Genomic DNA, 25,577 nt, shown 5'->3' with positions numbered 1-25,577 from the left:
TTCCCGCTGGTGACGTTGTTGATGGTCAGTGGCGAGCCGTCCGGATCGCTGTCGTTACCGGTCAGCTGAGCGGCGGTGAAGGTCACCGGGGTGTCTTCAGTGGCAGTCAGGCTGTCGTCGTTGGCGACCGGTGCATCGTTGACTGCCGCTACCGTGCCACTGACAGTCGCTGTGCTGGTCAATGCGCCATCGCTGATGGTGTAGGAGAAACTGGCTGGGCCGTTGTAGTTGGCGGTTGGGGTGAATACCAGCTGACCATTGGTCAGCGTCACCGAGCCATTGCTGACATTGACGGAACCACCCTCGGCAATGGTCTGGCCATCGACGGCGGTGATGGTCAGGCTGTCGCCGTCCAGGTCGGTGTCATTGCTCAGCACGTCGATGCTGATGCTACCGTCTTCGTTCACGGTGAAGTTGTCAGCCAGCGCAGCAGGAGCGGTGTTGGCAATTTCGAGAGCCTCAACAGGCCCTGGAGCCTGCTCCTCGGCAAGCGAGGACGCAGCAAACCCCAGCCCTTGGGTCTCAAACCCAACCGTCGGATCAAGCTGTTGGCCTGTTTCATCGAGCATCACGAAGCTGTGACCGCCACCTGCCGCACCACCTGTGCCCCCTGCCGTGCCCGGGCCTGCGGCGGTCGGTTCGAGGTCGGCGGTTGGGTCGAAGCCGGCGGCGATGGCTTGCTCGAGTTCGGAGGCTGGCGCTTGTGTCGCCTGGGCTGGCTCAGAAGCTTGAGCCCCGTCTGTTTGCCAATTGCCATTGGCCGCAATTTCAATCGCATCGCCATTGGCCAATTCGAGGGTTGCCGAGCCGCCCGAGGCGGTCACCACTTGGTCGCCCTGGAACAAACGCTCGCCTTCGAACACTTGCCGCGTGAGGCCATCGAGGGAGACAACAAATACCTGACCCACAAGGCTTTTAATGATAGCGACAAAATTGCTCATGCTTAAGCTCCAGACGCCTAGGGCGTGATGTGATCCTTTGATTGATGTGGCCTGGGCCAGGGTAGAAGCAAAGACAGGTCGTCATTCTTTTGACGACAATATTTTGTCTCTGTTCTCGTGCTGGCTCAGTGCGTGCCAAACTATTGACCGCTCTTTCGCGATAATACACACTCACTATCGTTGATGTCACTTTGATATTGATCAAGTTGTTCATGTCATATGTGCGACCTGTAAAAGGTCAATGCGTGATCTCGTTGATCGGGTCGTTCTGCAGTGAGTCGGCCCGTTATCTTGTATATATTTTGCTCCTCAGCCCTGAAAGGAATCTAACCTCCAATGCGTTTCCTAGCCATTCTTCCCCTCGCTCTGGCGATCTCCCTGTCGGCCACCGGCCAAACACTCAATGAAGCCATGCAGAGCGCTCTTGAGGTGCATCCGGAAATCCAGGCGGGGATCAATGCACGCCTGTCGGTTGAGGAGCAGATGAAAGCTGCCAGGGGCGGTTATTTGCCGCAGGTCGACCTGTTGGCCGGTTACGGTCGTGAGGGCACCGACAGTCCGGGCACGCGTGGGACTACCCACAACACCGAGACCCTGACCCGTGGCGAGTCGACCCTGCGTCTGCAGCAGATGTTGTTCGACGGTTTTGCCACCAGCAGTGAAGTCGGCCGTCAGCGGGCTACGGTCAATGCGCGTGCCTATGAGCTGCTGGGTACGTCCGAACGCACCGCGCTGAACGTCGCGCAGGTCTATCTGGAAGTGCTCAAGCGTCAGGATATGGCTCGCTTGGCAGCTGATAACCTGCGTAGTCACGAACGCATCTACGACCAGATCTCCCTGCGCAGCGAGCGCGGAGTGGGGCGCATGGCCGATCTCGATCAGGCTGAGGCCCGTCTGGCCCAAGCGCGCAATAACCTGATCACCGAGCAGACCAATCTGGCCGATGCTCAGGTCAATTATTACAGCCTGGTTGGCCGCGAACCCAGCGAGCTGAGCATTCCGCAAGGCTTGCCGGGTCGTTTGCCGGAAAGCCTGCAGGCCGCCCGTGAGGAGCTGCTGGCGAATAACCCGTTTCTGAGTTCGGCCGAGTCCGATGTGCAGGCCAGCGAGCAGCAGTATGAAGCGGCCAAGTCGACGTTCTACCCGCGTTTCGACGCCGAGCTGTCGCAGGGTTTGAACAACAATGTCGACGGTGTGCCCGGCCACAGCAACGAATGGCAGGCGATGCTGCGCATGCGCTACAACCTGTTCGCCGGTGGTAGCAACAAGGCCGACCTGCAGTCCAAGGCGCATCAGGTCAACCAAGCCATGGATATTCGCAATAATGCGTTGCGCGTACTGATCGAGGACCTCGGCCTGGCCTGGAATGCCCTGGAAAATTCGCGTCAACAATTGCCGATCGCTCAGCAATATGTCGACTACAGCAGCCGGGTGCGCGATTCCTACCAGAAGCAGTTCGGCCTGGGCGATCGCACCTTGCTGGACCTGCTCGACAGCGAGAACGAATTGTTCACCGCTGCGCGCCGCCTGGAAGAGGTGCGTTTCACTGAGCTGTTTACTCAATACCGGATCAAGGCGACCATGGGCTCCCTGCTGCAAAGCCAAGGTGTAGTTGCACCCATGGCTGCGGCGCCGCTGGACGTAGTCAAGGCCAAGGTGACACTGCCGGGCCTGAACTGACAGCGACCTTCCTCCGTGCATGAGTGAATCTTTGTGGCAGTAGACCTCAGCCAGGCCCCGACCCGTAGCGATCCGCGCGATCGCTACGATGATCCACTGCTCGACAGCCTGCTGTCACTTTGCAGTCTGCACCAGAAGCCGGTCAGTCGGGCCATGCTCACGGCCGGCTTGCCACTGCCCGAACAGCGCCTGAGTGTCGAGTTGCTGCCCCGTGCAGCGGCTCGCGCCGGCCTGCAAGGGCGTTGGTTGCGCCGTGACCTGCGCAAAATCCCGACCTTGGCCATGCCTGCTCTGCTGTTGCTGCGTGAAGGTCGCAGTGCGGTTTTGCTCGGCTGGGACGAGCAGGGCCGTGCGCGGGTCATGCCCAGCGAGAGTGAAGGGGGGGAGGTTCTCGTCAGTGCCGAGATGCTGGCCGAGGATTACAGTGGCCAGGTGTTCTTTGCCCAGCCGCTGCACAAATTCGACTTCAATCGCGGCGAGCTGATTCCCCGGGCGACTTCCTGGTTTCGCGACACCCTCAAACGCTCCCGCTGGCTCTATATAGACGCTATCGCGGCCAGTTTCCTGATCAGCTTGATCGGCCTGGCTACGCCGCTGTTCGTCATGAATGTTTACGATCGGGTGGTGCCCAACCAGGCCGAGGCCACGCTCTGGGTGCTGGCGATCGGTATCTGTGGCGTGTACCTGTTCGATCTGCTGCTGAAAACCTTGCGCGGTCTGTGCCTGGATCTTGCGGGCAAGAAGACCGATCTGATCATTTCGGCGACGCTGTTCGAGCGGGTCGTCGGCATGGCCATGAAGTTCCGGCCGGCTCGGGTCGGTAGTTTCGCCCAGAACATCCACGAATTTCAGAGCCTGCGCGATTTCCTCGCCTCGCTGACCCTGGCCAGTGTCATCGATCTGCCGTTTACCCTGTTGATTCTGGCGGTCATCGCGATGATCGGCGGCCATCTGGTGTGGATCCCGGTATTGGCCTTTCCGCTGGTCGCCCTGATCGGCTGGGCGTTGCAGCGCCCCCTGGCGGAAACCATGGAACGCACCATGGCGCTGGCCGCCGAGCGTCAGTCGAGCCTGATCGAAAGCCTCGCCGGACTGGATGCGGTCAAGGTCAATAATGCCGAGAGTGAGCGCCAGTACCTGTGGGAGCAGACCATCGGCACCCTCAGTCGCCTGGAGTTGCGCGCGCGCATGCTCTCCAGCCTGGCGATGAACGCGACTATGCTGCTGCAGCAGCTGGCCGGCGTCATTGTGATCGTCTTCGGTGTTTACCAGATCATCGACGGCCATCTCAGCATGGGTGGCCTGATCGCCTGCTACATGCTCAGCAGTCGTGCCCTCGGCCCGCTGACCCAATTATCCGGCCTGCTGACCCGCTACCAGCAGGCGCGCGTCACCCTCGAGTCAGTCAATCATATGATGACCCTGCCGCAGGAGCGTCAGGAAGAGGAGCGTCCGCTCAAGCGTCAGTCACTGCAGGGCGCCATCGAGTTCCGCCAACTGGATTTCCATTATCCAGACCAGCAGCAGGCTGCTCTGCAGAACATCAACCTGGTGGTGCGCCCCGGCGAGAAGATCGGCATCATCGGTCGCAGCGGCTCTGGCAAGAGTTCGCTGGCCAAGCTGATTGTCGGCCTGTACCAGCCGGATGCCGGCAGCCTGTTGGTCGACGGCGTCGATGTGCGCCAGCTGGATGTCAGCGATCTGCGCCACAACATCGGCTACGTGCCGCAGGATATCCAGCTGTTTTCCGGCACGCTGCGCGACAACCTGATGGTGGGCGCGCGCTACGTGGAGGATGAGCTGGTCTTGCAGGCATCCGAGCTGGCTGGCGTGCATGAGTTCGTGAGGCTGCATCCCAAAGGCTACGAGCTTCAGGTCGGCGAGCGTGGGCAGAACCTTTCCGGGGGGCAGCGGCAGAACGTTGCCCTGGCCCGGGCATTGTTGCTCGACCCGCAAATCCTGCTGTTCGACGAGCCGACCAGCGCCATGGACAACACTGGCGAAGAGCGACTCAAGCAGCGTCTGGCTGCAGTTATCGGCAGCAAGACCCTGCTGCTGGTCACCCACCGTGCCTCCATGCTCAGTCTGGTTGACCGCCTGATCATCGTCGATCGCGGGCAGATCATTGCCGACGGCCCTAAGGGCAGTGTCATGGAAGCGCTGAAAAAGGGGCAGATCAGTGTCAGTTAAACCGCCGTCAAAAGGTCTGCGTCAGGCTCTTGCGTCTTACTTCGGCAGCCAAGACGCCATGGGCGATGAACCCCTGCCGGAAGTCAGCAAGGCGCTGATCGAGGATGCGCCCAGGGTCATTCGCCTGACCATCTGGGGCCTGATCGCCTTCGTCGCCTTCTGTTTGCTGTGGGCGCATTTCGCCGTGGTCGACGAGGTGACCCGTGGCGATGGCAAGGCGATTCCGTCCTCTCGGCTGCAGAAAATCCAGAACCTGGAAGGCGGTATCGTTTCCGAACTGTTTGTCCGCGAGGGGCAGATCGTCAATATTGGCGATCCGCTGCTGCGTCTGGATGACACCCGTTTTGCTTCCAACGTTGGTGAGACCGAGGCCGATCGCCTGGCCCTGCTGCTGCGGGTTGAACGCCTCAGTGCGGAAGTACAGGACCGCGAACTGGTAGTGGCCGCCGACGTCCGCGAGAAGGTCCCGCGTCAGGCCGAGAACGAGGAACAGTTGTTCAACAGCCGGCGCCAGCAGTTGCTGGACGAGGTCGCCGGGCTGGAGCAACAGTCGCTTCAGCGCCGTCAGGAGTTGCGCGAGTTTGCTTCCAAGCAGAGCCAGTTTCGCAGCAGCCTGGAGCTGTTGCGCCAGGAAATCCGCATGTCCGAGCCCTTGGTGGCCGAGGGGGCGATTTCTCCGGTTGAAGTGCTGCGCTTGAAGCGTGCCGAAGTGGAGAGCCGCGGTCAGTTGCAGGCCACCACCCTGGCAATGCCCCGTGCGGAGGCTGCGATCAAGGAAGTCGAACGCAAGATCGACGAGACCCGTGGACGTTTTCGCAGCGATGCGCTGACCCAGCTGAATGAGGCGCGCACCGATCTGAGCAAGATCCAGTCGACCGGCAAGGCGCTGGAAGATCGGGTCAATCGCACCCTGGTCACCTCGCCGGTGCGCGGTATCGTCAAGCTGCTGTTGGTCAACACCATCGGCGGGGTGATTCAACCGGGTAGCGACCTGGTAGAGATCGTGCCGCTGGGCGAGAACCTGCTGGTGGAGGCGCGCATCCGCCCGCAGGACATTGCCTTCCTCCATCCGGGGCAGGAGGCCATGGTCAAGTTCACCGCCTATGACTACACCATCTACGGTGGGCTCAAGGCCGAGCTGGAGCAGATCGGCGCGGACACCGTGACCGACGACGATGGCAACAGCTTCTACGTGATCAAGTTGCGCACCAACAGGAGCCACCTGGGCAGCGAAGAACACCCGTTGCTGATCATTCCCGGCATGGTCGCCTCGGTCGACATCATCACCGGCAAGAAAAGCGTGCTCAGCTACCTGCTCAAGCCGATCATCCGGGCCCGTGCCGAGGCGTTGCGCGAGCGCTGAGCGGAGCCATGGGTCGATGAAAAAGCCGCAGCAATCTGCGGCTTTTTGCCAGCTGCAGTTCGTCGCCTGGATCCAAGCCGGCAGCGATTTGGCAGGCGGCACATGTCCCCGGTTTGCTTCCAGGCTACAAGCACCGGCTAGGCAGGTTGCTGCTTGTTCATTTTTATCGCTCTTGGTGGATGAATGCAGCGTCACCCACCCTACAGGTAGGCTTTACGCTTACTCGACGAACAGCTGCTGCACCACCGAAAAATCCTGCTGGCCCTTGCCTTGCTTGAGCAGCAGGCGATACAGCTGCAGGGCCAGGGCGCCCATCGGTGTGCTGCTGCCGCTGTGTTGCGCGGCCTCCTGGGCCAGGCCGAGATCCTTGGCCATCAGTTCGGCCATGAAGCCACCGCAATACCCTTTGGATGCCGGAGCGTTTTCCATGACCCCGGGCCAGGGGTTGTATTTTTCCAGGGTCCAATTGCCGCCGGAGCTCTGGCGCATGATCTCGGCCAGCACGGCTGGCTCCAGGCCGTTGGCCACACCCAGGGCCATGGCTTCGGCAGTGGCGATCATCTGCACCGCCAGGATCTGGTTGTTGCACACCTTGGCCACCTGGCCGGCGCCATCGGGGCCGGCGTGGAAGATGTGGCTGCCCATGGCGGCAAAGACTGGCCGGGCCTTTTCCAGGGTGCTGGCCTGGCCGCCGATCATGAAGGTCAGGGTGCCGGCGGCGGCGCCGGCGGTACCGCCGGAAACCGGCGCGTCGAGCATCTCCAGGCCACGCTCGGCCGCCGCCTTGTGCACCTTGCGCGCAGACTCCGGGGCGATGGTCGAGCACTCCAGGACCAGGGTGCCGGGCCCGAGGGCCTTGAGCAGGCCGTCGTCGCCCAGGTACAGGCCTTCGACATGGCGGCTGGCCGGCAGCATGCTGATTAGCACATCGGCGCCTTGCACGGCGTCGCTGGCACTGCTGGCGGCGTGCGCCCCGTCCTGGGCCAGTTCGTCTATGGCCGCTTGCACCAGGTCGAAGACCTTGAGCTTGAAGCCGGCCTTGAGCAGATTGCGGGCCATGGGCAGGCCCATATGGCCGAGGCCGATAAAGGCGATCGTTTTCATGGTTGTTTCCCTCCTCCGAAAAGTCTGTCTGGCCTGGCCCGCTCCTGCGATACCTCCCGGCGTTGTTACTGCAGATCCGCCAGCGGATGCTCGCCTTCCCAGGTCGCCTCGAAGTGTGACTCGATCACCTCGGCGGGGATGCTCGCCACATCCGGCCAGTGCCAGTGGGGCTTCTGGTCCTTGTCGATCAGGCGCGCGCGCACACCTTCGGGGAGTTCCGGGTGGCGGCAGCAATTCAGGCTCATGGCGTACTCCATCTGGAATACCTGGGCCACTGACAGCTGTCGGGCGCGGGCGATCTGCTGCCAGACCAGGTGCGCGCTGAGCGGGCAGCCGCCGGCCAGGGTCTTGGCTGCGCGCGCCAGCAACAGGTCGCTGCTGTTGTGCAGGGCGGTGAGGGCGCGCCAGGCGGTGGGCAGGTCGGCCTGGTCGAGTACCTCGTCGATGCGTTCACGGCGCGGCAGCCATTGGGCTTCGGGCAGTTCGCTGAGGGCCTCGTGCTGCAGGGCCTTGAGCAGGCTGTGCAGTTGCAGGTGTGGCTGTTCCAGCCAGTTCAGTTGCACCAGCCCCTCGATCAGGGCGTCTTGCTGCTCGTCGAGCAGGAAGCGGTCGGCCAGGTCCAGGTCGAGGGCATCGCGGGCGTTGATGCTGCTGGCGGTGAGGCCGAAGAACAGCCCGAGCTTGCCCGGCAGGCGGGCGAGGAACCAGCTGCCGCCGACATCTGGATACAGACCGATATTGATTTCCGGCATACCCAGTCGACTCGACGGGGTGACGATGCGCAGGCCGGCGCCCTGCATCAGGCCCATGCCGCCGCCCAGCACATGGCCGTGGGCCCAGCAGATCAAGGGCTTCGGGTAGCTGTGCAGACGATGGTCGAGACGGTACTCGTCGGCGAAGAAGCGCCGCGCCAGGGGCGGGACTTCGCCGGGGTGTTCGCGGCACTGCTGTACCAGTTGCACCACGTCACCGCCGGCGCAGAAGGCTTTCGCGCCGTTGCCACGCAGCAGCACGCAGGCGATGGTCGGGTCATCCGCCCAGGCCGCGAGTTGTGTATCCAATGCCTCGATCATCGGCAGGGTCAGGGCGTTCAGGCTTTTTTCTGCAGCCAGGCTGGCGATGCCGATGCGAAAGCCATGCAGGCTGTGGTGTTCTTCGAAAATCACGTTCATGTCGCGGGTTCCTGGTGCGCAGGGCGCACGCTCGGGGAATGGGTTTATTTATTGCGCCACTGTGGCGTGCGTTTTTCCAGGAAGGCGTTGACCCCTTCGCGGGTGTCGTCGGCGTCGAACAGATCGATGAAACGCTCGCGTTCTTCGCTCAGCCAGGTGCTCGGGCTGCGTGCGCGGGCGCCCTGGATCAGCGGCTTGATGGTGCGCACCGCCACCGGGCTCTGCCGTGCGACCTTGGCCGCCAATAGCAGGGCATGGCCGCGCGCTTCGCCGCTGTCGACCAGTTGTTCGACCAGCCCGATGCGCAGGGCGGTTTCTGCGTCGATACGCTCGCCGCAGAGGATCATGCGCTTGGCCCAGCCTTCACCGACCAGCCAGGCCAGGTGCTGGGTGCCGCCGGCGCAGGGCAGCAGGCCCACCGCGGCTTCCGGCAGGGCCATCTGCGCCTGGCGTTCGGCGATGCGCAGGTCGCAGGCCAGCGCGCATTCCAGGCCGCCGCCCATTGCATAGCCGTTGATTGCGGCAATCGACACACCGCGGAAATCGCGCAGCGCCTCGAAGGCTTCACCGAAGCGCCGGGCCATTTCACGGGCGCGGGCCTTGTCGCCATCGGCGAACAGGTTGAGGTCGGCGCCGGCGCTGAAGAACTTGCCGCCCTGGCCGGTCACCACCAGAGCGTAGATGTCGTCGTCGTGGTTGAGGTGCTCGATCAGTTGCTTGAGGCCGATCAGCGAGTCGCGGTCCCAGGTGTTGGCCGGCGGGTGGTTGAGGGTGATCAGCGCGGTGTGGCCGTGCTTTTCCACGGTGATCTTGTGGGTCAGGTCGAATACACCGGGATGGTAGGGTTCGATGGCGTGGCTCATAAAAATCCTCATGTCGGTCATGTAGGGCGGGTGAAACCCGCAAATGGCGTTTTGCACCCGCCCTACGCAAAGGTGTTCACAGTAAGCGATCGAGCATGCCGCCCTGTTCGAGCAGGCGGCGGGCGATGATCACCCGCATGATTTCGTTGGTGCCCTCGAGAATCTGGTGCACGCGGCTGTCGCGGACCCAGCGTTCCAGTGGGTAGTCGTTTAGATAACCGTAGCCGCCATGCAGCTGCAACGCCTCGTTGCACAGGGTAAAACACTGATCGGTGGCGAAGCGCTTGGCCATGGCGCAGTACAGGCTGGCCTCGCCGTGCTGCCGATCCAGCTTGTGCGCGGCCAGGCGCACCATCTGTCGACTGGCCGTGAGGTCGGTGAACATGTCGGCCAGCTTGAATTGCAGGGCCTGGAACTCGCTGAGGGGCTTGCCGAATTGCTTGCGTTCCTCCACGTAGCGCAGCGATTGTTCCAGCGCCGCCTGGGCCGCGCCGAGCGAGCAACTGGCGATGTTGAGGCGGCCGCCGTCCAGGCCCTGCATGGCGTAGGCGAAGCCCTGGCCCTCGGGGCCGATGCGGTTGCCGGCGGGGATGCGCACGCCCTCGAAGCTGATGGTGCGGGTCGGCTGCGCGCGCCAGCCCATCTTCAGTTCGTTGCGGCCGTACTTCACCCCGGCAGCGTCGGCCGGCACCAGGAAGCAGGAAATACCCTTGGCGCCGCTGTCCTCACCGCTACGGGCCATGACGATCAGTACGTCGGCCGAGCCGGCGCCGGAGATAAAGCACTTGCTGCCGTCGAGCACATAATCGTCGCCGTCACGTCTGGCACGGGTGCGCAGGTGCGCGGCGTCGGAACCGGCATCCGGCTCGGTCAGGCAGTAGGAGGCGAGCAGTTTGCCGCTGACCAGGCCGGGCAGCCACTGGTCCTTCAGCGCCTGGTCGGCAAAGGAGGCGAGCATCCAGGTCGCCATGTTGTGAATGGTGAGGAAGGCCGTGGTGGCAACACAACCGGCGGCCAGTTGCTCGAAAATCAGCGCGGTGGACAGTCGCGACAGGCCCAGGCCGCCGTCCTCATCCTTGATGTACAGGGCCAGATAGCCCTGTTCGGCGGCCAGCTTGATAACGTCCACCGGGAAGTGATGGTCGCGGTCCCAGTCGGCGGCATGGGGCGCCAGTTCACGGCTGGCGAAAGCGCGTGCGCTGTCGACCAGCAGGCGTTGTTCATCGCTGAGTTCGAAATCCATAAGTCCTCATTGCAGGGTCAGGGGTTGCCCGGCGGCGCGTCTTTGCGCCTGCCATTCGGCGAGACTGGGCGCGGCCTGGTTGGCGTCGAGCCGGTCGACGATGTCAAAGTAATCCTGTTTCAGCGGATCCTTGAGCACGTCGGCGCGGGCCTTCACTTTGACGGCATACACCGTCTGCAAGTTCTGGTGATCGAAGGCGCGCCATTCTTGCGGGCCCTTGAGTAGCTGGTAACGGTGACCTTCCAGCGCCTTGATCAAGGCCTCGCTGTCCAGGCTCTTGGCCCGGCGGGCGGCGTCGGCCCACTGATAGACGATGCTGTAGGCCGATGCAGCCGAGCTGGACGGGTACATCGCATAGCGCTGGCTGAAGGCGTTGACGAAGGCTTCGCCCTGGGCTGATTGCTCCAGTTTAGGCACGCGCCAGGTCCAGGGCTCGGTGCCGAGTACCCCTTCCATCAGGCCGGGGCCGGCTTGCTCGATGATGCTCTGGGTCAGGTTGGGCGCGACTATCTGCATGCGCTCGGTCAAGCCCAGATCCTTGGCGATGCGCATGGCCCGCACCAGGTCTTCGCCGAACAGCACCAGGGCCAGTACCTGGGCGTTGCTCGCCGCGGCCTGGCTCAGCACATCCTGGTAATCGGCCAGGCGCGCGCCGGGGAAGGGCACCTTGAGTCCGGGATGTTTGCCGGTATCTGCGCTGCCGGTGGTCTGGCGTAGCGAGTCTTCGGTGGTGTGGCCCCAGGTGTAGTCGGCGGTCACGTAGAAATAGCGTTGTTCCGGCAGGTGCTGGTTCAGGTACTGGCCGAGCACCCGGGCGCTCATCCAGGCGTTGTTGCACTCGCGGAACATATAGCGGTGCGCATTTTTGCCGGTGGTGTCGTTGGAGTAGGTGAGGGTGCCGAAATACAGCAGGCCATGGGTGGCGGCGCGCTGGCCGGCAGCGATCGCCACCGCGCTGGAGGAACCGCCGAACAGCATGGCCGCGCCTTCGCGGGCCAGCTTGTCGACATTGCGCACGGCTTTCTCCGGGCGCGAGGCGCTATCACGGCTGGACAGGCGCAACGAGCGACCGAGCACTCCGCCCTGGGCGTTGAGTTCGTCGATGGCCAGCAAGGCGCCGCGCATCTGGGCCAATCCTTCTTCCTTATAGGGGCCGGTGCGCGGGTAATTGAGACCGAGGGTGATCGGCTCGGCAGCCTGCGCGCAGGCGGTTAATCCAGCCCACAGGGCCAGTGTGGCAGTCAGTCGTTGCATGGCAATTCCCCTTGTTATTGTTTTCGGAGAACTTTTTACCCCGCTCGGCTGGACTGCGTGATCGTCTATTGGTCTAACAGACCCTACGCCGTTCTCATTTCAAGTGAATGGTCATGTTCGCCCCGGCCGGCGCCCCGGTGGCCACGGCGTCTTCCTCGAACCAGCGGCTGGTGACGGTCTTGGTCTCGCTATAGAAACGCACGGCCTGTTTGCCGTAGGCGTGCAGGTCGCCGTAGAACGAGCCTTTCCAGCCGGTGAAGGAGAAGAACGGCAGCGGCACCGGAATCGCCACGTTGATCCCGACCTGGCCGACTTGCACCGCGTGCTGATAATGCCGCGCCGCGCCACCGGAGCGGGTGAAGATCGAGGTGCCATTGCCGTAGGGGCTGGCGTTGACCAGTTCGATCGCCTGCTCGAGGGTGTCGACCTCCATGCACACCAGCACCGGGCCGAAAATTTCCTCGCGGTACAGGCTCATCTTCGGCGTGACGCCGCGGAACAGGGTCGGGCCCAGCCAGTTGCCGTCGGGGTAGCCTGCGACCGCGCAGTGCGAGCCGTCGAGCAGGCATTCGGCGCCTTCCGCCTTGCCCTCGGCGATCAGGCGCAGCACGCGCTGCTTGGCCTGCTGGCTGATCAGCGGGCCGAAGGCGGCATGGCCGTCGGTCCAGTAGCCGGGTTGCAGCTCGGCCATCTGCGCCTGCAGTTCGTCGATCCACTGCTTCGACTCGCCGACGAATACCGCCACGCTGATCGCCATGCAACGCTGCCCGGCCGCGCCGCAACTGGCGCCGACCAGGTTGCTCAGCACCTGCTGCTTATGGGCGTCGGGCAGGATCACCATGTGGTTCTTGGCCCCGGCGAAGGCCTGCACGCGCTTGAGGTGGGCGGTGCCGGTGCGGTAGATGTGCTGGCCGACCGGTACCGAGCCGACGAAGGAGATGGCGCGGATATCCGGATGAGTGAGCAGGCTGTCGACCACCTCGCGCCCGCCATGTAGCACCTGCAGCACGCCCTTGGGCGCACCGGCCTGGATAAACAGCTCGGCCAGGCGGTTGGGGGTCATGGGGTCCTGTTCGGAAGGCTTGAGGATGAAGCAGTTGCCGGCAGCGATGGCCAGGGGAAACATCCACAGCGGAATCATCGCCGGGAAGTTGAACGGGGTGATGCCGACGCAGACGCCGAGCGGCTGAATCCAGCTGGCGGTGTCGATGCCCGTGGCCACGTTCTCCATGGTCTCCCCCATCATCAGGCTGGCGATATTGGCCGCCTGTTCGACCACCTCGATGCCGCGCCAGATATCGCCCTTGGCGTCGGCCAGGGTCTTGCCGGTTTCCTTGGCGAGTATTTGCGCCAGATCGTCGTGGTGTTCCTTGAGCAGGTGCTGATAACGCAGCATCAGTCGTGCGCGATCGGACACCGGCACGTCGCGCCAGCCGACAAACGCCGCCTTGGCACTGGCGATGGCCGCTTCGATTTCTTCGGCCGTGGCCTTGGGCGCCAGGGCCAGCACCTCCTGGGTCGCCGGGTCGGTGACTTCGATGAATTCGCGGGTACGGCTTGCACGCCATTCCCCTTCGATCAACTGCGGGATTGCCTTGCTCATCGTCAACTCCCCCTTGGATCCAGGTCTTCAAGGTTGTGCTTCTTTTAATTTTATAGTCGGGGAAAGCGCGCTTGTGGATTGACGATCTTGGGCAACGGATGGACGATTTTGGCATTGAGCCGTAGGAGGGCGAATGAACGCTCGGGTTGAAACATCGAACTGGCCATTACCGGCCAACGGCGTGCGCTTTATCACGCCGCCGCGCCTGCGCCGCCTCTTGAGCCGTCATCCACTGGCTTGCGGCTGCTATCCGCTGGCCCTGGGATTCTATCCGGAGGCGCGCGGACACCAGATGAATCGGCCGCTTCCGGACGATTACCTGCTGATCTATTGCCGGGCCGGGCAGGGCTGGGTGGAAACCGGGGATGGACGAATCGCTGTCGCCGGTGGCGATCTGCTGCTGTTGCCCAAGGGCATTGCCCATGCCTATGGCGCCGATCCCGGCAAGCCCTGGACCCTGTACTGGGTGCACTTCGATGGTGAGTTGGCGGCGGAGTTCCTGCACCCGCTGGGCAAGGGACCGATCTGGCGCATCGGCGTGCAACCTCGGCTGCTGGCCGAGTTCGATGCCCTGCTCACGCTGCGCAAGCAGGGCCTGAACCTGGCGCACTTCATCTATGCCGCCCATCAGTTGCAGGCGCTGCTGGCCTCCCTGGCGGTGCTGCCGGCGCGGGCCAAGTTGAAGTCGGGGCGGGTGCTCGACGTCGATGCGGTGCAGGCGGTGATGCGCGCCCACCTGCACGGTTCGCTCAACCTCGATCAGCTGGCGGCGCAGTTCAAGCTGTCGCGTTTTCACTTCGCCAAGACCTACCGCGCGCTGACCGGCCATGCGCCTATCCAGGAGTTCATCCAGCTGAAGATGGCCCACGCCTGCCGCCTGCTCGACGAAGGCCAGCAGAGTATCCGCCAGGTCGCCGAGCAGTTGGGCTATGAGGACGTGTACTACTTCTCGCGGCTGTTCCGCAAGGTGGTGGGCATGGCGCCCAGCCATTACCGGGCGCTGCATCAGGGATAGCGGACGTTAGGGGGATGTTGGAGCGGTGGCCCTCATACCCGGGCGATGGTCGCCAGGCCGGTGGCGATGATCTTCTCCTCGCCGTGGTTGACGGCAAACACGTCGGCGCGGCATACCGCCTGGCGCTTGCCGGCCTTGATCACCTCGCTGCGGCAGATCAGTTGGTCGCCAATCGCCGGGGCCAGCAGGTTGACCTTGTACTCGCTGGTGACTACGTCACCCACCAGCGAGGCGGCAGCCCAGGCGCAACCGCTGTCGATCATGAAACCGACCACCGCGCCGTGGGTGTAACCGTGGTGCTGGTTGAGCTCCGGGCGACTGTGCAGCTGCAGGCTGACCTTGCCGGGGGCGAAGTCCAGCAGTTCGGCGCCGAGCAACTTGGCAAAGGCAGAGTGTTCCAGGGCCTGCTCCAGGCGCTCACGGCTGATGCCGACGGGACTGTCCATGTGGGGTGCTCCTGTGGGGTTGGTTGGTCCAGTCTCGACTGCCTGCCGAGCTGTCGCCATCTGCATCCAGGTGGATGATGAGGGGCTATTCGTCTGCGCCTTGACTTGCCTGTGAGGCTTCTCTAGCGTGCCGTCTTCAATTCGTCGACTCGGGAACCAGGCATGACCTCCGCCGATAACATCAAGCTCGAAGCGGGCTGGAAACAGGCGCTGCGCGAGGAGTTCGCCAAGCCCTATATGCAGGAGCTGGCCGACTTCCTGCGCCAGGAGAAATCCGCGGGCAAGGAGGTCTATCCGCCGGGTGCGCTGATCTTCAATGCGCTCAACTCCACCCCGCTGGAGCGGGTCAAGGTGGTGATCATCGGCCAGGACCCCTATCACGGTCCGGAGCAGGCCCATGGCCTGTGCTTCTCGGTGCAGCCGGGGGTGGCCACGCCGCCGTCGTTGCTCAATATCTACAAGGAATTGAAGCGCGATCTGAATATCGACATCGCCGCCCATGGCTGCTTGCAACATTGGGCCGATCAGGGCGTGCTGTTGCTCAATACCTCGCTGACGGTCGAGCGCGGCATCGCCGGCTCCCATGCGGACAAGGGCTGGGGGGTGTTTACCGACCGGGTGATCGAGGTGGTCAGCGGTCACTGTCCGCACCTGGTTTTCCTGTTGTGGGGCAAGCATGCGCAGAGCAAGGCGCGCCTGATCGACCCGAGCAAACACCTGGTGCTGTGTTCGCCCCATCCCTCACCGCTGTCGGCCCATCGCGGCTTTATCGGCAACGGTCACTTCAGCCGCTGCAACAAGTTCCTGGTGCAGCACGGCATGACGCCTATCGACTGGCGCCTGCCGCCACTCTAGGAGCCTGTCGGACTTAACGCTGTGCTACTGCGGACAGGCTCCTAGCGACTCGCCTCAGTCGGCGGTCAGCGGGGCGGCGCACACCTGCTCGGCGAGGTCGCGCTGCAAGTCGTGCAACCGACGGCGCAGGCGCATGCGCTGGTGGTCATCGGCGCTGGTCAGCAGGTCGCGGAACAGCTCGGCCAGAGCTCGGCGGTTGCGCGGGTAGGCGGCGCGGAACTCGGCGTTGAAGTAGCTTTCGCGCAGCTGCAGCAGGTCGCTCAGCAAGCCGGCGAAGGCCGCGTCGTGCCGGCCCCGGATGGCCTCGAACAACGCCTCCTGCCAGCGCATGCGGTTGTCCAGCCACAGGCGGTTCTGCCCGCCCATGGCTGCTGCCCACTGACTTATGCGCGCCCGCTGTCGCAGAGTCAGGGAGCCCAGCCAGGGGCGCAGGCGCTCCTCCATGCGCTCGGCGCGGTCGGCGATCTGTACCCGCAGCGGCGGCTCGAGGTACTCCTCGTACAACTCGCGGTTGTCTTCGTCGATGGCCGCAAAGAGTTCGGCCACCTGCCGGTCGCTGAACATCCGCAGCAACTCGATGGCGGTCGGGGTGATCTGCACGGCGACCCGCTTGAGCGCTTCGTCGACTTCCCTCAGCTGCAGGTCCAGTAGGCTGGCATCCGGCCGTGGCTGCTGCAGCAAAGCGTCGAGGCGTTGCAGCCAGTCGAGGTAGCGCGCCAGCTCGCTGCTGCAGTGCCAGGCAAGGTGCGCCTGCAGGCGCGGTTTGAGCCAGGCTTTCTGTTCGCGGTTCAGGTGCAGGTAGTCGTTCAGGCGCCAGGGGATCAGCCAGTCGAGGTTGCGGTAGACCAGGCTGACGCGGCTGCAGGACGCAAGCAGCAGGCTTGCGACCAGCAGCAGGGCCATGCCGCTCAGCCGTTGCCGCCGCAGCAGGATCATCGGGGTCGCCTCATCGAGTTCGGGTGCTCAGTTGCAGGTTAGATCAGGGCAGAGGATGGCGCGGGCGCGCACGGGATTGCGCAGCAAAAAAGAGCCCGCACAAGGCGGGCTAAACGTGGTCGAAATCTACATAGGGCTGCTAGCTGCGCTGCCACAGCCTGAACAGCGGCTCGGCCAGGAACATCACCAGAAACAGGCGCAGCACCTGCAGCGCGGTGACCAGTGCCACCGACAGCTGCAGGGCCTCGGCGGTCAGGCACAGTTCGGTGATGCCGCCGGGCATCATACCCAGCATCAGCGAACTCTGGTCTTCGCCGGCCAGCCAGCCGAGGCCTTTGGCCAGCAGCGCGGCGCTGAGCATGGCGAGCAGGCTGAACAGCAGAATGCGCGCGAGAAAGCCCGGTGCGCTGCGAAAGAAGGCGCGGTCGAAGTGGCAGCCCAGGGCGCAGCCGATCAGCCACTGGCCGGCCTGGCCGAGACCGTCAGGCAAGCCGATGTGCAGGTCGAAGCCGACGCTGGCGACGGCGCACACCGTCAGCGGCCCGAGCATCCAGGGGTTGGGTTGCTTGAGCCTTTTCCACAGCAGGGCCAGCAGCGCGCCAGCGGGTAACAGGGCGGCCAGCCAGGGCCCGCTCACCGTCGCCGCCGCCGGCGCTTCGATGGGAGGCAGGCTCCAGGTGAAGATTGCCGGAACCAGCAGCACCACCAGCAACAGGCGCAGGCTGTGCGCCGCCGCAACGCGGGCGACCTGGGCGTCGTGGCGTTGCGCCAGGTTGACCATTTCGCTGGCACCGCCCGGCATGCTGGAAAAGAAGGCGGTGGCCGGGTCGACCCCGGCACGGCGCAACAGCGCGATACCTATCAGGCTGAGCATCAGGGTCGTCAGGGCGCCAACCAGGACTACGCCGAAATGACCGAGCAACTCGCCCATCACCTCGCCGGTGAAGTGCAGGCCGATGGCGCTGGCCACCAGCCATTGTCCGGTTTGTCGGCCGCCGGGTAGTTCCGTGACCAGCCAGCCGCTGCAGCGTGCCGCGATGACCGCCAGCAGCGAGCCGATGATCCACGGCAAAGGCCAGCCGATCAGGCTGGCCAGGTAGCCGCCGATCAGGCCGATCAGCGGGGTGGCCCAGTAGCGTCGCCACTGAGCCAGGGCGCAGAGATCAAGCATTGGCGAGCTGAGAGACGCGCCGTGCACGCCACCAGCGCAGGGCGGGCATTCCCAGCATCAGCGCAGTGAGCGCCCACAGGCACAGGCTGATCGGGCTGCTCCAGAGGATGTTGAGGTCGCCGGCCGAGATCGACAGGGCGCGCCGCAGGTTGTCTTCCATCAGTTCACCGAGGACGAATCCGAGGATCAGTGACGACAGCGGGAAGTCCAGTTTGCGCAAAATGTAGCCGAACACGCCGAGGCCGATCATCAGCACCAGGTCGAAGGTGGTGCTGTGCACCGCATAGACCCCGACCATGCTGATCGCGGTGATCGCCGGCACCAGCACCCAGTTGGGTACGCTGAGCATGCGCGCGAACAAGCCGACCAGCGGGATGTTCATCACCAGCAGGAGCACGTTGCAGATGAACAGCGAGGCGATCAGGCCCCACACCACGTCCGGTTGCTGCTCGAACAACAGCGGGCCGGGTGTGATGTTGTACAGGGTCAGGGCGCCGATCATCACCGCAGTGGTGCCCGAACCCGGCACGCCGAGGGTCAGCATGGGGATCAGCGAACCGCAGGCCGAGGCGTTGTTCGCCGCTTCCGGGGCGGCCAGGCCGCGCAGGTCGCCTTCGCCGAATGTGCCGCTGGCACCGGCCATGCGCTTCTCGCTCATGTAGGTCATGGCGCTGGCGATGGTCGCGCCGGCGCCCGGCAGCACACCGATGACAAAGCCGGCAATCGAGCTGCGCACCATGGTCCAGAAGGTGAAGCAGAACTCCTTGAAGTTGAACAGCAGACGGCCGCTGGTCTTCACCGCCTTTTGCCCACTGTGGGTTTTTTCCAGCATCAGCAGCACTTCGCTGACGCTGAAGAAGCCGATCACCACGATGACGAACTGGATGCCGTCGGACAGGCTGACGCTGCCGAAGGTGAAGCGGTACACCCCGGTGGTCGAATCCACCCCGACCGTGGCCAGGGCCAGGCCGATCAGTGCCGCCATCAGGGTCTTCACCGGTTTGTCGCCGACCATGCCGCCGAGGCAGGCGATGGCGAAGATCATCAGCACGAAATATTCGGCCGGGCCAAAGGCCACCGCCCATTTCGCCAGCAACGGGGCGAACAGCACCACGCCGCAGGTGGCGATGATGCTGCCGACAAAGGAACTGACCGCCGACAGCGACAGGGCGATGCCGGCCTTGCCCTGGCGCGCCAGCGGGTAGCCGTCGAGGGTGGTCATCACCGCCGCCGCATCACCCGGCACGTTGAGCAGGATGGCCGAGATACGTCCGCCGTATTCGCAGCCCAGGTACACGGCGGCCAGCAGGATCAGGGCGGTTTCCGGCGGCAGGCCGAGGGCGAAGGCCAGCGGCAGCAGCAGGGCTACGCCGTTGATCGGGCCCAGGCCCGGCAACAGGCCGACGATGGTGCCAACGAAGGCGCCGAACAGCGCCACCATCAGGTTTTCCGGTCGGCTGGCGACCTCGAAGCCCTGCATCAAGAAATTCAGCGTTTCCATGTTCAGTTCTCCACAAAGGCTTCGAACAGGCCCAGCGGCAGCGGCACGTCCAGCAGGTAATCGAATAAACCGTAGAGCAGCGCGCCCATCAGCACACCGCTGATGGCGCAGGGCAGCAGGCGGCCGGTGAACAGCAGGCCGAGGGCGAAGGTGCACAGTGCGGTGCTGATGACGAACCCCAGGGGTTCGAACAGCAGGGCGTAGGCCAGTAGCGTCAGCATGCACAGTACCGAGCGCAAGGCGCTGGAAGTGTCCAGCTTCTGCTCGAGTACGCCGGGTTTGATCAGCAGCCACAGCGAACCGGCGGCCATCAAGGCCAGCAGCAGCAGCGGGTAGGCGCGGGGGCCGACCGGGTCGTAGGCGAAGGGCGCCTGGAAACCCCAGGCAATGACGGCGAGCACGGCGCAGAAAAGCAGCCAGATCGCAGCGAACAGGCGGACGTACATGGCGGTAGTCTCGTGAAAAGGTACAGAGTTGAACGCATCACGCGCGGTGGCGGGCGCCGGTCAGAGCAGCCGCAGGGCTGTCTGACCGGGCACCGGCGGGTTACTCGCGCATCAGGCCGAAGGCATCGGCCAGGATCTTGTAGTCTTCGACCTGCTTGAAGACCAGGGCTTGCAGTTCGTCGCCAGTCACCGACAGCGGCAGCAGGTCACGTTGTTCACGCAGCTTGGCGAAGTCCTCGCTGGCGAGCAGGGTGTCGAATTGCTGTTTCCACCAGTTGTACTGCTCGTCGCTGACCTCTGGGCCGACATAGAAGCCGCGGATCACCGGCCAGCTGATGTCGTAGCCCTGTTCCTTGGCTGTGGGGATGTCGGCCAGCTTGCCCGGCAGGCGCTCGTCGGCGAGTACCGCGAGGATGCGTACCTTCTTCGCTTCCAGTTGCGGGGTGACCTCGCCCAGACCGCTGCTGGTCACCTGCACGTGGCCGCCGAGCATGGCGGTGAGGGTTTCGCCGCCACCTTCGAAGGCGACGTAGCGCAGGTTTTTCGGATCGATGCCGGCCAGGCGGGCGATCAAGGCGGTCTGCATCCAGTCCTGGCCGCCGATGGTGGCGCCTGCACCGAAGACGATGCTGGACGGGTCTTTCTTCAGCGCTTCGACCAGGTCGTTGAGCGTCTGGTAGGGCGAGTCGGCGCGCACGGTGATGGCGCCGTAGTCGGTGCCCACCGCCGCCAGCCAGCGCACGCCGGTCTCGTCGTAACGACCGAACTTGCCCTGGGCCAGGTTGAGCAGGGAGCCGCTGGAAAAGGCGACGATGGTGCCTGGGTCATCGGCACGCTGGGCGATCACCGCGTTGTACGCCACCGCGCCGACGCCGCCGGGCATGTAGGTGACGCGCATCGGTGCCTTCAGCAGGCCGCTGTCCTTCAAGCCGCTCTGCGCCAGCTTGCAGGTCAGGTCGAAGCCGCCGCCGGGCTTGGCCGGGGCGATGCACTCGGGGCGCTTGGGTTCAGCGGCCAGCAGTTGGCCGGCGAATGCCATGCAGGCGGTAGCCAGGGCGATACGGGTAAAGGCAGTTTTCATGGTTGAATCCTCTCGATTGTTATTGTGGATTACCAAATCGGCAGTGTGTAGCCGACGATCACGCGGTTCTCGGTGGCATTGCGGGCGAAGTCGGAGCGGAAGTTGGCGTTGCGCAGGCGCACGTAGAGGTTCTTCGCCGGGCCGCTCTGCACCACGTACTTGAGTTCGATGTCGCGTTCCCATTCGCTACCGGTGGCCGTGCTGCCAGCAATGCGTGCATCGTCGCCGCTGACGTAGCGGGTCAGGAAGCTCAGGCCGGGCAGGCCGAGGCTGGCGAAGTTGTAGTCGTAGCGGGCCTGCCAGGAGCGTTCGTCGGCGTTGGCGAAGTCGTTGATCTGGACGAAGTTGACCAGGTAGGGATCGCTGCCGTCGAGATAGGCATAGCCGGTGTCACCGCTCATTTTCTGGTAGGCGAGGCTGAGCTTGTGGCCACTGTGGGCGTAGCTGAGCACGCCATTCAGCGCGCGGTTATCGACCTTGCCGGCGTTGGCCGCGCCGGTGTCGTCACTGAGCATCAGGCGCAGATCGGCGGCCAGGGTGCCGCCACCCATTGGGTAGCTGGCCAGCAGGTTGAAGAAGTTCTGCCGGTAGATGTCATCCAGCTCGGCATGGAAGTAGCGACCTTTCAGGTTCTGGTTGAACTGGTAGTCGAGGCCGGCCAGGTCCAGGTGGTCGGCAGTAATGCCGCCGGCGTAGCGCTTGTTCTTGCTGTTGAGTACCAGGTCTTCGGAGTTGGTCGAGGCGCGGTCGATGACCTTGTCCAGGCGCCCGCCGGTAAAGGTCAGGCCTTCAAACTCGGAGGAGGTCAGCAGGCCGCCTTCGAACACCTGGGGCAGCAGGCGGCTGTCGCTGGCCTTGACCACCGGCAGTTCGGGCACGTGCGAGCCGTAGCGCAGTTCGGTGCTGGAGACCTTGACCTTGGCGGTCAGGCCCAGGCGGCCGAATTCGTCCGGGGTGCCGCCGTCGTCCTGCACCGGCAACAGGTCGGTGCCGGTGCGTCCGCCGCCGGAGTCGAGCTTGACGCCGAGCATGCCCAGGGCATCGAGGCCAAAGCCGACAGTCCCTTCGGTGTAGCCGGACTGGATGTCGAGGAGGAAACCCTGGCCCCATTCTTCGCGTTTGTTCTGGCCGGTGCCTTCGCGGAAATCACGGTTCAGGTAGATATTGGTCATGCTCAGGCTGGCTTGGCTGTCGTCAAGAAACGCGGCCTGGGCGGCAGGAGTCAGCAATGCGGCGGTTACGGCTAGGCTTAGCAGGTGCGTAGGCAGCAGGGCCTGGCGGGATGCGATCGGCATCGTGTGGTCTCCATTGTTGTTTTTGTCACGGCTGCACACCACTGTGCGGACCGTTCAGGTAGGTGGATCGAGCCACCTGGGACTGATCCTATGAGGTCAAGCTTTCACCAAGCTTTCAGTGCTGAAAAAAACGCCTGGAGCGTTTTTGCGCGTCGCCTGCGACGGCTCGCCGGGTGGACGCCAGGGATGGCAGGCCACAAAGTATTGCCGCGGCGGCTGTTCGCCGGCATATGGACCATTCACAGGGCGCCGCGCGTCTGTAAACTGCGCCACGGACTGCGTGGTTGGCGGCGCTTGTCCGACTCGATTCTGGAGGGAGGTGGCGGTGCGAATTTTGCTGGTCGAAGACCATCCGCAACTGGCGGCGAGCGTGGCCCAGGCCCTGAAGAGTGGCGGCTGGACGGTGGACGTGCTGCACGACGGCGTGGCCGCCGACCTGGCCCTGGCCAGCGAAGACTACGCCCTGGCGATTCTCGATATCGGCTTGCCGCGCCTCGATGGCTTCCAGGTGCTGGCGCGTCTGCGCGCGCGCGGCAAGACCCTGCCGGTGCTGATGCTGACCGCCCGCGGCGAGGTCAAGGATCGCGTGCATGGGCTCAACCTCGGCGCCGATGACTACCTGGCCAAGCCCTTCGAGCTGAGCGAGCTGGAGGCGCGGGTCAAGGCGCTGTTGCGGCGCAGCGTGCTGGGCGGCGAGCAGCAGCAGCGCTGTGGCGAACTGGTCTACGACCTGGCGACCCGGCGCTTCAGCGCCCGCGGTGAAAGCCTCAGCCTGACCTCGCGCGAGCAGGCGGTGCTGGAGGCCATGATCGCCCGACCGGGGCGGGTGATGAGCAAGGAGCAACTGGCCGCCCAGGTGTTTGGCCTGGACGAGGAGGCCAGCGCCGACTCCATCGAGATCTACGTCCATCGCCTGCGCAAGAAGCTCGAGGGCAGCGGCGTGCGCATCGTCACCTTCCGTGGCCTGGGTTATTTGTTGGAGGCCGTCGGTGACTAAGGGCTGGCGGCGCGGGATGGCTGAAGTCGGTAGCCTGCGCGGACGGCTGCTGCGGCGCCTGGCGCTGTTGCTGGCGCTGATCCTGGTGGTCAGCAGTTTGAGCGCCTACTGGAGTGCCCGGCGCGCCGCCGATACCGCCTATGACCGCACCTTGCTGGCGTCGGCGCGGGCGATCGCCCAGGGCCTGTATGCCGACGATGGCCGGCTCAAGGCCAATGTGCCCTATGTCGCCCTGGATACCTTCGCCTACGACAGCGCCGGGCGCATCTACTACCAGGTGCTGGACCCGCGCGGGCAGCTGGTCTCCGGTTACGAAGGCCTGCCGGCCGCGCCTCCCGGCACCCCGCGCACCGACGATTACCCGGCGCTGGCGCGTTTCTACGACGGCACCTACCGCAACCAGGGTGTGCGCATGGTCAGCCTGCTGCAACCGGTCAGCGAGCCGCTGCTCAATGGTATCGCCGAGATCCGGGTGGCCGAGACCCTGGGCGCGCGCGAGCGCATGGTCCGTGAGTTGCTGGTCGGCACGCTGTGGCGCATGGGTCTGCTGGCATTCAGCGCATTGCTCTTGGTGTGGTTGGCGGTGAGCGCCGCGCTACGCCCCATGGAGCTGTTGCGGCGAACCGTGGTCGCGCGCGCCAGCGACGATCTGCGGCCGTTGCCGGATGCCGGGCTGCCGCGCGAGTTGCGCCCGCTGGTGAATGCCTTGAACCAGTTCAACGACCGACTGCGCGACCTGTTCGAGCGCCAGTCGCAATTCATCGCCGATGCTGCCCACGAACTGCGCACGCCTTTGGCGGCGCTCAAGGCGCGGGTCGAGCTGGGTCTGCGCGCGCAGGAGCCGGCGGCCTGGCGCAGTACCCTGGAAGAGACCGCGCAGAACACCGACCGCCTGACTCAGCTGGCCAACCAGCTGCTCTCGCTGGCGCGCATCGAAAGCGGGGCGCGGGCGATTGCCGAAGGCGGCGCGCAACGCCTGGATCTCAGTCAGTTGGTCCGTGAACTGGGGCTGGCCTTGGCGCCCCTGGCCCACGCGCGCGGTATCGCCCTGGCGCTGGAGGCCGAACAGCCGGTATGGCTGCGCGGCGAGCCGACCCTGCTCAACGAACTGTTGTGCAACCTGGTGGATAACGCCCTGGCGCATACCCCGGCCGGTGGCAACGTGATCCTGCGGGTGCTGGCGCCCGGCATCCTCGAGGTTCAGGACGATGGCCCGGGGATCCCCGCAGAGGAGCGTGAGAAGGTCTTCGAGCGCTTCTATCGGCGCGGCGTGCAGGGGACGGGCGCGGGCCTTGGCCTGGCCATCGTCGGCGAGATATGTCGCGCGCATCGGGCCAACATCAGCCTGCATCAGGTACAGCCGCAGGGGCTGCTGGTGCGAGTCGAGTTTGCCGTCGAGGCTGGCTGAGGATAAGTGACGGTATCGTGCAGCGCAGGCCGAAAAATCAACCTGTAGGTTGGACTTCGCGGCGCTCAGCCCAACCTGCAGGATTTACTCTTCTCGGACAGCCTCCGGGATCGGCGATTGGCGTGGCGTACGCAGACGGCCAGCGGGCCGCCACATGCGCCTGCGCTTTACTGCAGCATGGCCATGGCCGCTTCCATGGACGCGGAGAGATCTTCGTCGTCATTCAGGTTCTGATTCGGATCCAGGCCGAGCTTGCTGAAGGCCGGGATCTGGCTCCAGTCCAGCTGGGTATAGGGGTGCTGGCTGCCCAGGTAGCTCTGCAGGATGGCGACCTGGACGATGTCGACGTAGTCGACCTTGGCGCTGTCGCGGCTGAAGTCCAGGTGCTGGCTTGGCACCATGGCGATCAGTTCCGGGAAGTCCCAGGTGCGCAGAATCTTGTCGCCGATAAGCGGGTGAATTTGTTCAATCACATGGTTGAGGCTGATCGAGTCCGACAGCAGTTCATTATTGTCTTCGGCGTAAGTAAGGATCGGTAGTACGCCGATCTGATGCACCAGTCCGGCCAAGGTCGCCTGGTCCGGCATCAGGCGGGTGTAGTGCTTGCACAGCACGTGGCAGATTCCGGCGATTTCCGTGCTTTTGTTCCAGACTTCGCGCATTTTGCGGTCGACCACGTCCGAGGTGGCCTGGAACATCTGCTCCATCGCCAGGCCGGTGGCCAGGTTGCAGGTGTAGTTGATGCCCAGGCGGCTGATGGCCATCTGCAGGTCGGTGATTGGCTTGTTGGTGCGCAGCAATGGGCTGTTCACCACCTTGATGATGCGGGCAGTCAGCGCTGCATCGTTACCGATTACCTTGCTGATCTGTGGAATACCGATGTCCGGATTCTCTGCCGCCTCGCGGACTTTAAGGGCGACTTCCGGCAGGGTGGGCAGTACCAGATCATCGTTGTCGATGGCCTTGATCAGTTCCTGTTGGACTTTCTCGGCAAGCTTGCTCATGGGGCAGAT

At 64.2% G+C, this 25,577-nt stretch carries 22 protein-coding genes; 7 read left to right on the top strand and 15 right to left on the bottom strand.

Annotation, left to right across the window (positions count from 1 at the left end; all coding sequences use genetic code 11):
• A partial coding sequence (locus PH586_RS20640) for a retention module-containing protein (protein WP_271349680.1) occupies window positions 1–941 on the bottom strand: 941 nt, incomplete at its 3' end.
• Window positions 942–1,277: 336 nt separating this feature from the next.
• Here PH586_RS20640 and PH586_RS20635 point away from each other — a divergent pair.
• From PH586_RS20635 to PH586_RS20625, 3 genes are read left to right on the top strand one after another with little or no spacing between them, the layout of a single operon-like run.
• Window positions 1,278–2,621, top strand: coding sequence for a TolC family outer membrane protein (locus PH586_RS20635; protein ID WP_271349679.1), 1,344 nt, complete (start codon window positions 1,278–1,280; stop codon window positions 2,619–2,621).
• 33 nt (window positions 2,622–2,654) lie between these two features.
• The gene (locus PH586_RS20630; RefSeq protein ID WP_271349678.1) at window positions 2,655–4,811 is read left to right on the top strand and encodes a type I secretion system permease/ATPase; all 2,157 of its coding nucleotides are present in this window, start codon (window positions 2,655–2,657) and stop codon (window positions 4,809–4,811) included.
• Window positions 4,812–4,869: 58 nt separating this feature from the next.
• The gene (locus tag PH586_RS20625) at window positions 4,870–6,174 is read left to right on the top strand and encodes an HlyD family type I secretion periplasmic adaptor subunit (RefSeq protein WP_271349677.1); all 1,305 of its coding nucleotides are present in this window, start codon (window positions 4,870–4,872) and stop codon (window positions 6,172–6,174) included.
• Between the two features lie 219 nt (window positions 6,175–6,393).
• Here the strand turns inward: PH586_RS20625 and mmsB are convergent, their stop codons facing one another.
• From mmsB to PH586_RS20595, 6 genes are all read right to left on the bottom strand, one after another.
• Window positions 6,394–7,329: a 3-hydroxyisobutyrate dehydrogenase gene (gene mmsB, locus PH586_RS20620; RefSeq protein ID WP_271349683.1), complete on the bottom strand. Its 936-nt coding sequence runs from the start codon at window positions 7,327–7,329 to the stop codon at window positions 6,394–6,396.
• A 14-nt stretch (window positions 7,330–7,343) separates the two neighbouring features.
• Complete coding sequence (locus PH586_RS20615) at window positions 7,344–8,450, bottom strand: enoyl-CoA hydratase/isomerase family protein (protein ID WP_271349676.1); 1,107 nt, start codon at window positions 8,448–8,450, stop codon at window positions 7,344–7,346.
• 44 nt (window positions 8,451–8,494) lie between these two features.
• A complete protein-coding gene (locus tag PH586_RS20610; RefSeq protein WP_271349675.1) occupies window positions 8,495–9,313 on the bottom strand; it encodes an enoyl-CoA hydratase in 819 nt (272 codons plus the stop codon).
• 76 nt (window positions 9,314–9,389) lie between these two features.
• Window positions 9,390–10,556, bottom strand: a complete 1,167-nt coding sequence (locus PH586_RS20605) for an acyl-CoA dehydrogenase family protein (protein WP_271349674.1) — start codon at window positions 10,554–10,556, stop codon at window positions 9,390–9,392.
• A gap of 6 nt (window positions 10,557–10,562) precedes the next feature.
• Window positions 10,563–11,810, bottom strand: coding sequence for a substrate-binding protein (locus tag PH586_RS20600; protein ID WP_271349673.1), 1,248 nt, complete (start codon window positions 11,808–11,810; stop codon window positions 10,563–10,565).
• Window positions 11,811–11,904: 94 nt separating this feature from the next.
• Window positions 11,905–13,413, bottom strand: coding sequence for a CoA-acylating methylmalonate-semialdehyde dehydrogenase (locus PH586_RS20595; RefSeq protein WP_271349672.1), 1,509 nt, complete (start codon window positions 13,411–13,413; stop codon window positions 11,905–11,907).
• Window positions 13,414–13,546: 133 nt separating this feature from the next.
• Between PH586_RS20595 and PH586_RS20590 the strand changes: the two genes are divergently transcribed.
• Window positions 13,547–14,428 (top strand): helix-turn-helix transcriptional regulator, encoded by an 882-nt coding sequence (locus tag PH586_RS20590; protein ID WP_271349671.1) that lies wholly within the window; start codon window positions 13,547–13,549, stop codon window positions 14,426–14,428.
• Window positions 14,429–14,460: 32 nt separating this feature from the next.
• Here PH586_RS20590 and PH586_RS20585 read toward each other — a convergent pair whose 3' ends face one another.
• Entirely contained in the window at window positions 14,461–14,874 is a 414-nt protein-coding gene (locus PH586_RS20585) for a PaaI family thioesterase (protein ID WP_271349670.1), read from the bottom strand.
• A 162-nt stretch (window positions 14,875–15,036) separates the two neighbouring features.
• On the opposite strand from PH586_RS20585, the gene ung reads away from it, so the two are divergent.
• Window positions 15,037–15,729: a uracil-DNA glycosylase gene (gene ung, locus PH586_RS20580; RefSeq protein ID WP_271349669.1), complete on the top strand. Its 693-nt coding sequence runs from the start codon at window positions 15,037–15,039 to the stop codon at window positions 15,727–15,729.
• A 54-nt stretch (window positions 15,730–15,783) separates the two neighbouring features.
• Here ung and PH586_RS20575 read toward each other — a convergent pair whose 3' ends face one another.
• From PH586_RS20575 to PH586_RS20550, 6 genes are all read right to left on the bottom strand, one after another.
• Window positions 15,784–16,665 (bottom strand): DUF6279 family lipoprotein, encoded by an 882-nt coding sequence (locus tag PH586_RS20575; RefSeq protein ID WP_271349668.1) that lies wholly within the window; start codon window positions 16,663–16,665, stop codon window positions 15,784–15,786.
• Window positions 16,666–16,804: 139 nt separating this feature from the next.
• Complete coding sequence (locus PH586_RS20570; protein WP_271349667.1) at window positions 16,805–17,836, bottom strand: AbrB family transcriptional regulator; 1,032 nt, start codon at window positions 17,834–17,836, stop codon at window positions 16,805–16,807.
• The gene (locus PH586_RS20565; RefSeq protein ID WP_271349665.1) at window positions 17,829–19,337 is read right to left on the bottom strand and encodes a tripartite tricarboxylate transporter permease; all 1,509 of its coding nucleotides are present in this window, start codon (window positions 19,335–19,337) and stop codon (window positions 17,829–17,831) included. The genes PH586_RS20570 and PH586_RS20565 overlap by 8 nt, the downstream gene beginning before the upstream one ends.
• A gap of 2 nt (window positions 19,338–19,339) precedes the next feature.
• Entirely contained in the window at window positions 19,340–19,783 is a 444-nt protein-coding gene (locus tag PH586_RS20560) for a tripartite tricarboxylate transporter TctB family protein (RefSeq protein WP_271349664.1), read from the bottom strand.
• A gap of 100 nt (window positions 19,784–19,883) precedes the next feature.
• Window positions 19,884–20,864 (bottom strand): Bug family tripartite tricarboxylate transporter substrate binding protein, encoded by a 981-nt coding sequence (locus tag PH586_RS20555; protein ID WP_271349663.1) that lies wholly within the window; start codon window positions 20,862–20,864, stop codon window positions 19,884–19,886.
• 29 nt (window positions 20,865–20,893) lie between these two features.
• Entirely contained in the window at window positions 20,894–22,159 is a 1,266-nt protein-coding gene (locus PH586_RS20550) for an OprD family porin (protein WP_271349662.1), read from the bottom strand.
• 325 nt (window positions 22,160–22,484) lie between these two features.
• On the opposite strand from PH586_RS20550, the gene PH586_RS20545 reads away from it, so the two are divergent.
• Together PH586_RS20545 and PH586_RS20540 are read left to right on the top strand one after the other, a co-directional pair.
• Complete coding sequence (locus tag PH586_RS20545) at window positions 22,485–23,156, top strand: response regulator (protein ID WP_271349661.1); 672 nt, start codon at window positions 22,485–22,487, stop codon at window positions 23,154–23,156.
• A gap of 16 nt (window positions 23,157–23,172) precedes the next feature.
• A complete protein-coding gene (locus PH586_RS20540; protein WP_271349660.1) occupies window positions 23,173–24,564 on the top strand; it encodes a sensor histidine kinase in 1,392 nt (463 codons plus the stop codon).
• Window positions 24,565–24,731: 167 nt separating this feature from the next.
• On the opposite strand, the gene PH586_RS20535 is transcribed toward PH586_RS20540, so the two are convergent.
• The gene (locus PH586_RS20535; protein WP_271349659.1) at window positions 24,732–25,568 is read right to left on the bottom strand and encodes an HDOD domain-containing protein; all 837 of its coding nucleotides are present in this window, start codon (window positions 25,566–25,568) and stop codon (window positions 24,732–24,734) included.
• Window positions 25,569–25,577 lie beyond the last annotated feature (9 nt).

Source organism: Pseudomonas aestuarii, from assembly GCF_027988105.1.
Lineage (GTDB): Bacteria > Pseudomonadota > Gammaproteobacteria > Pseudomonadales > Pseudomonadaceae > Aquipseudomonas > Aquipseudomonas aestuarii.
Note: the sequence above shows the minus strand (reverse complement) of the source record. Positions and strands in the feature narration are given on the sequence as shown.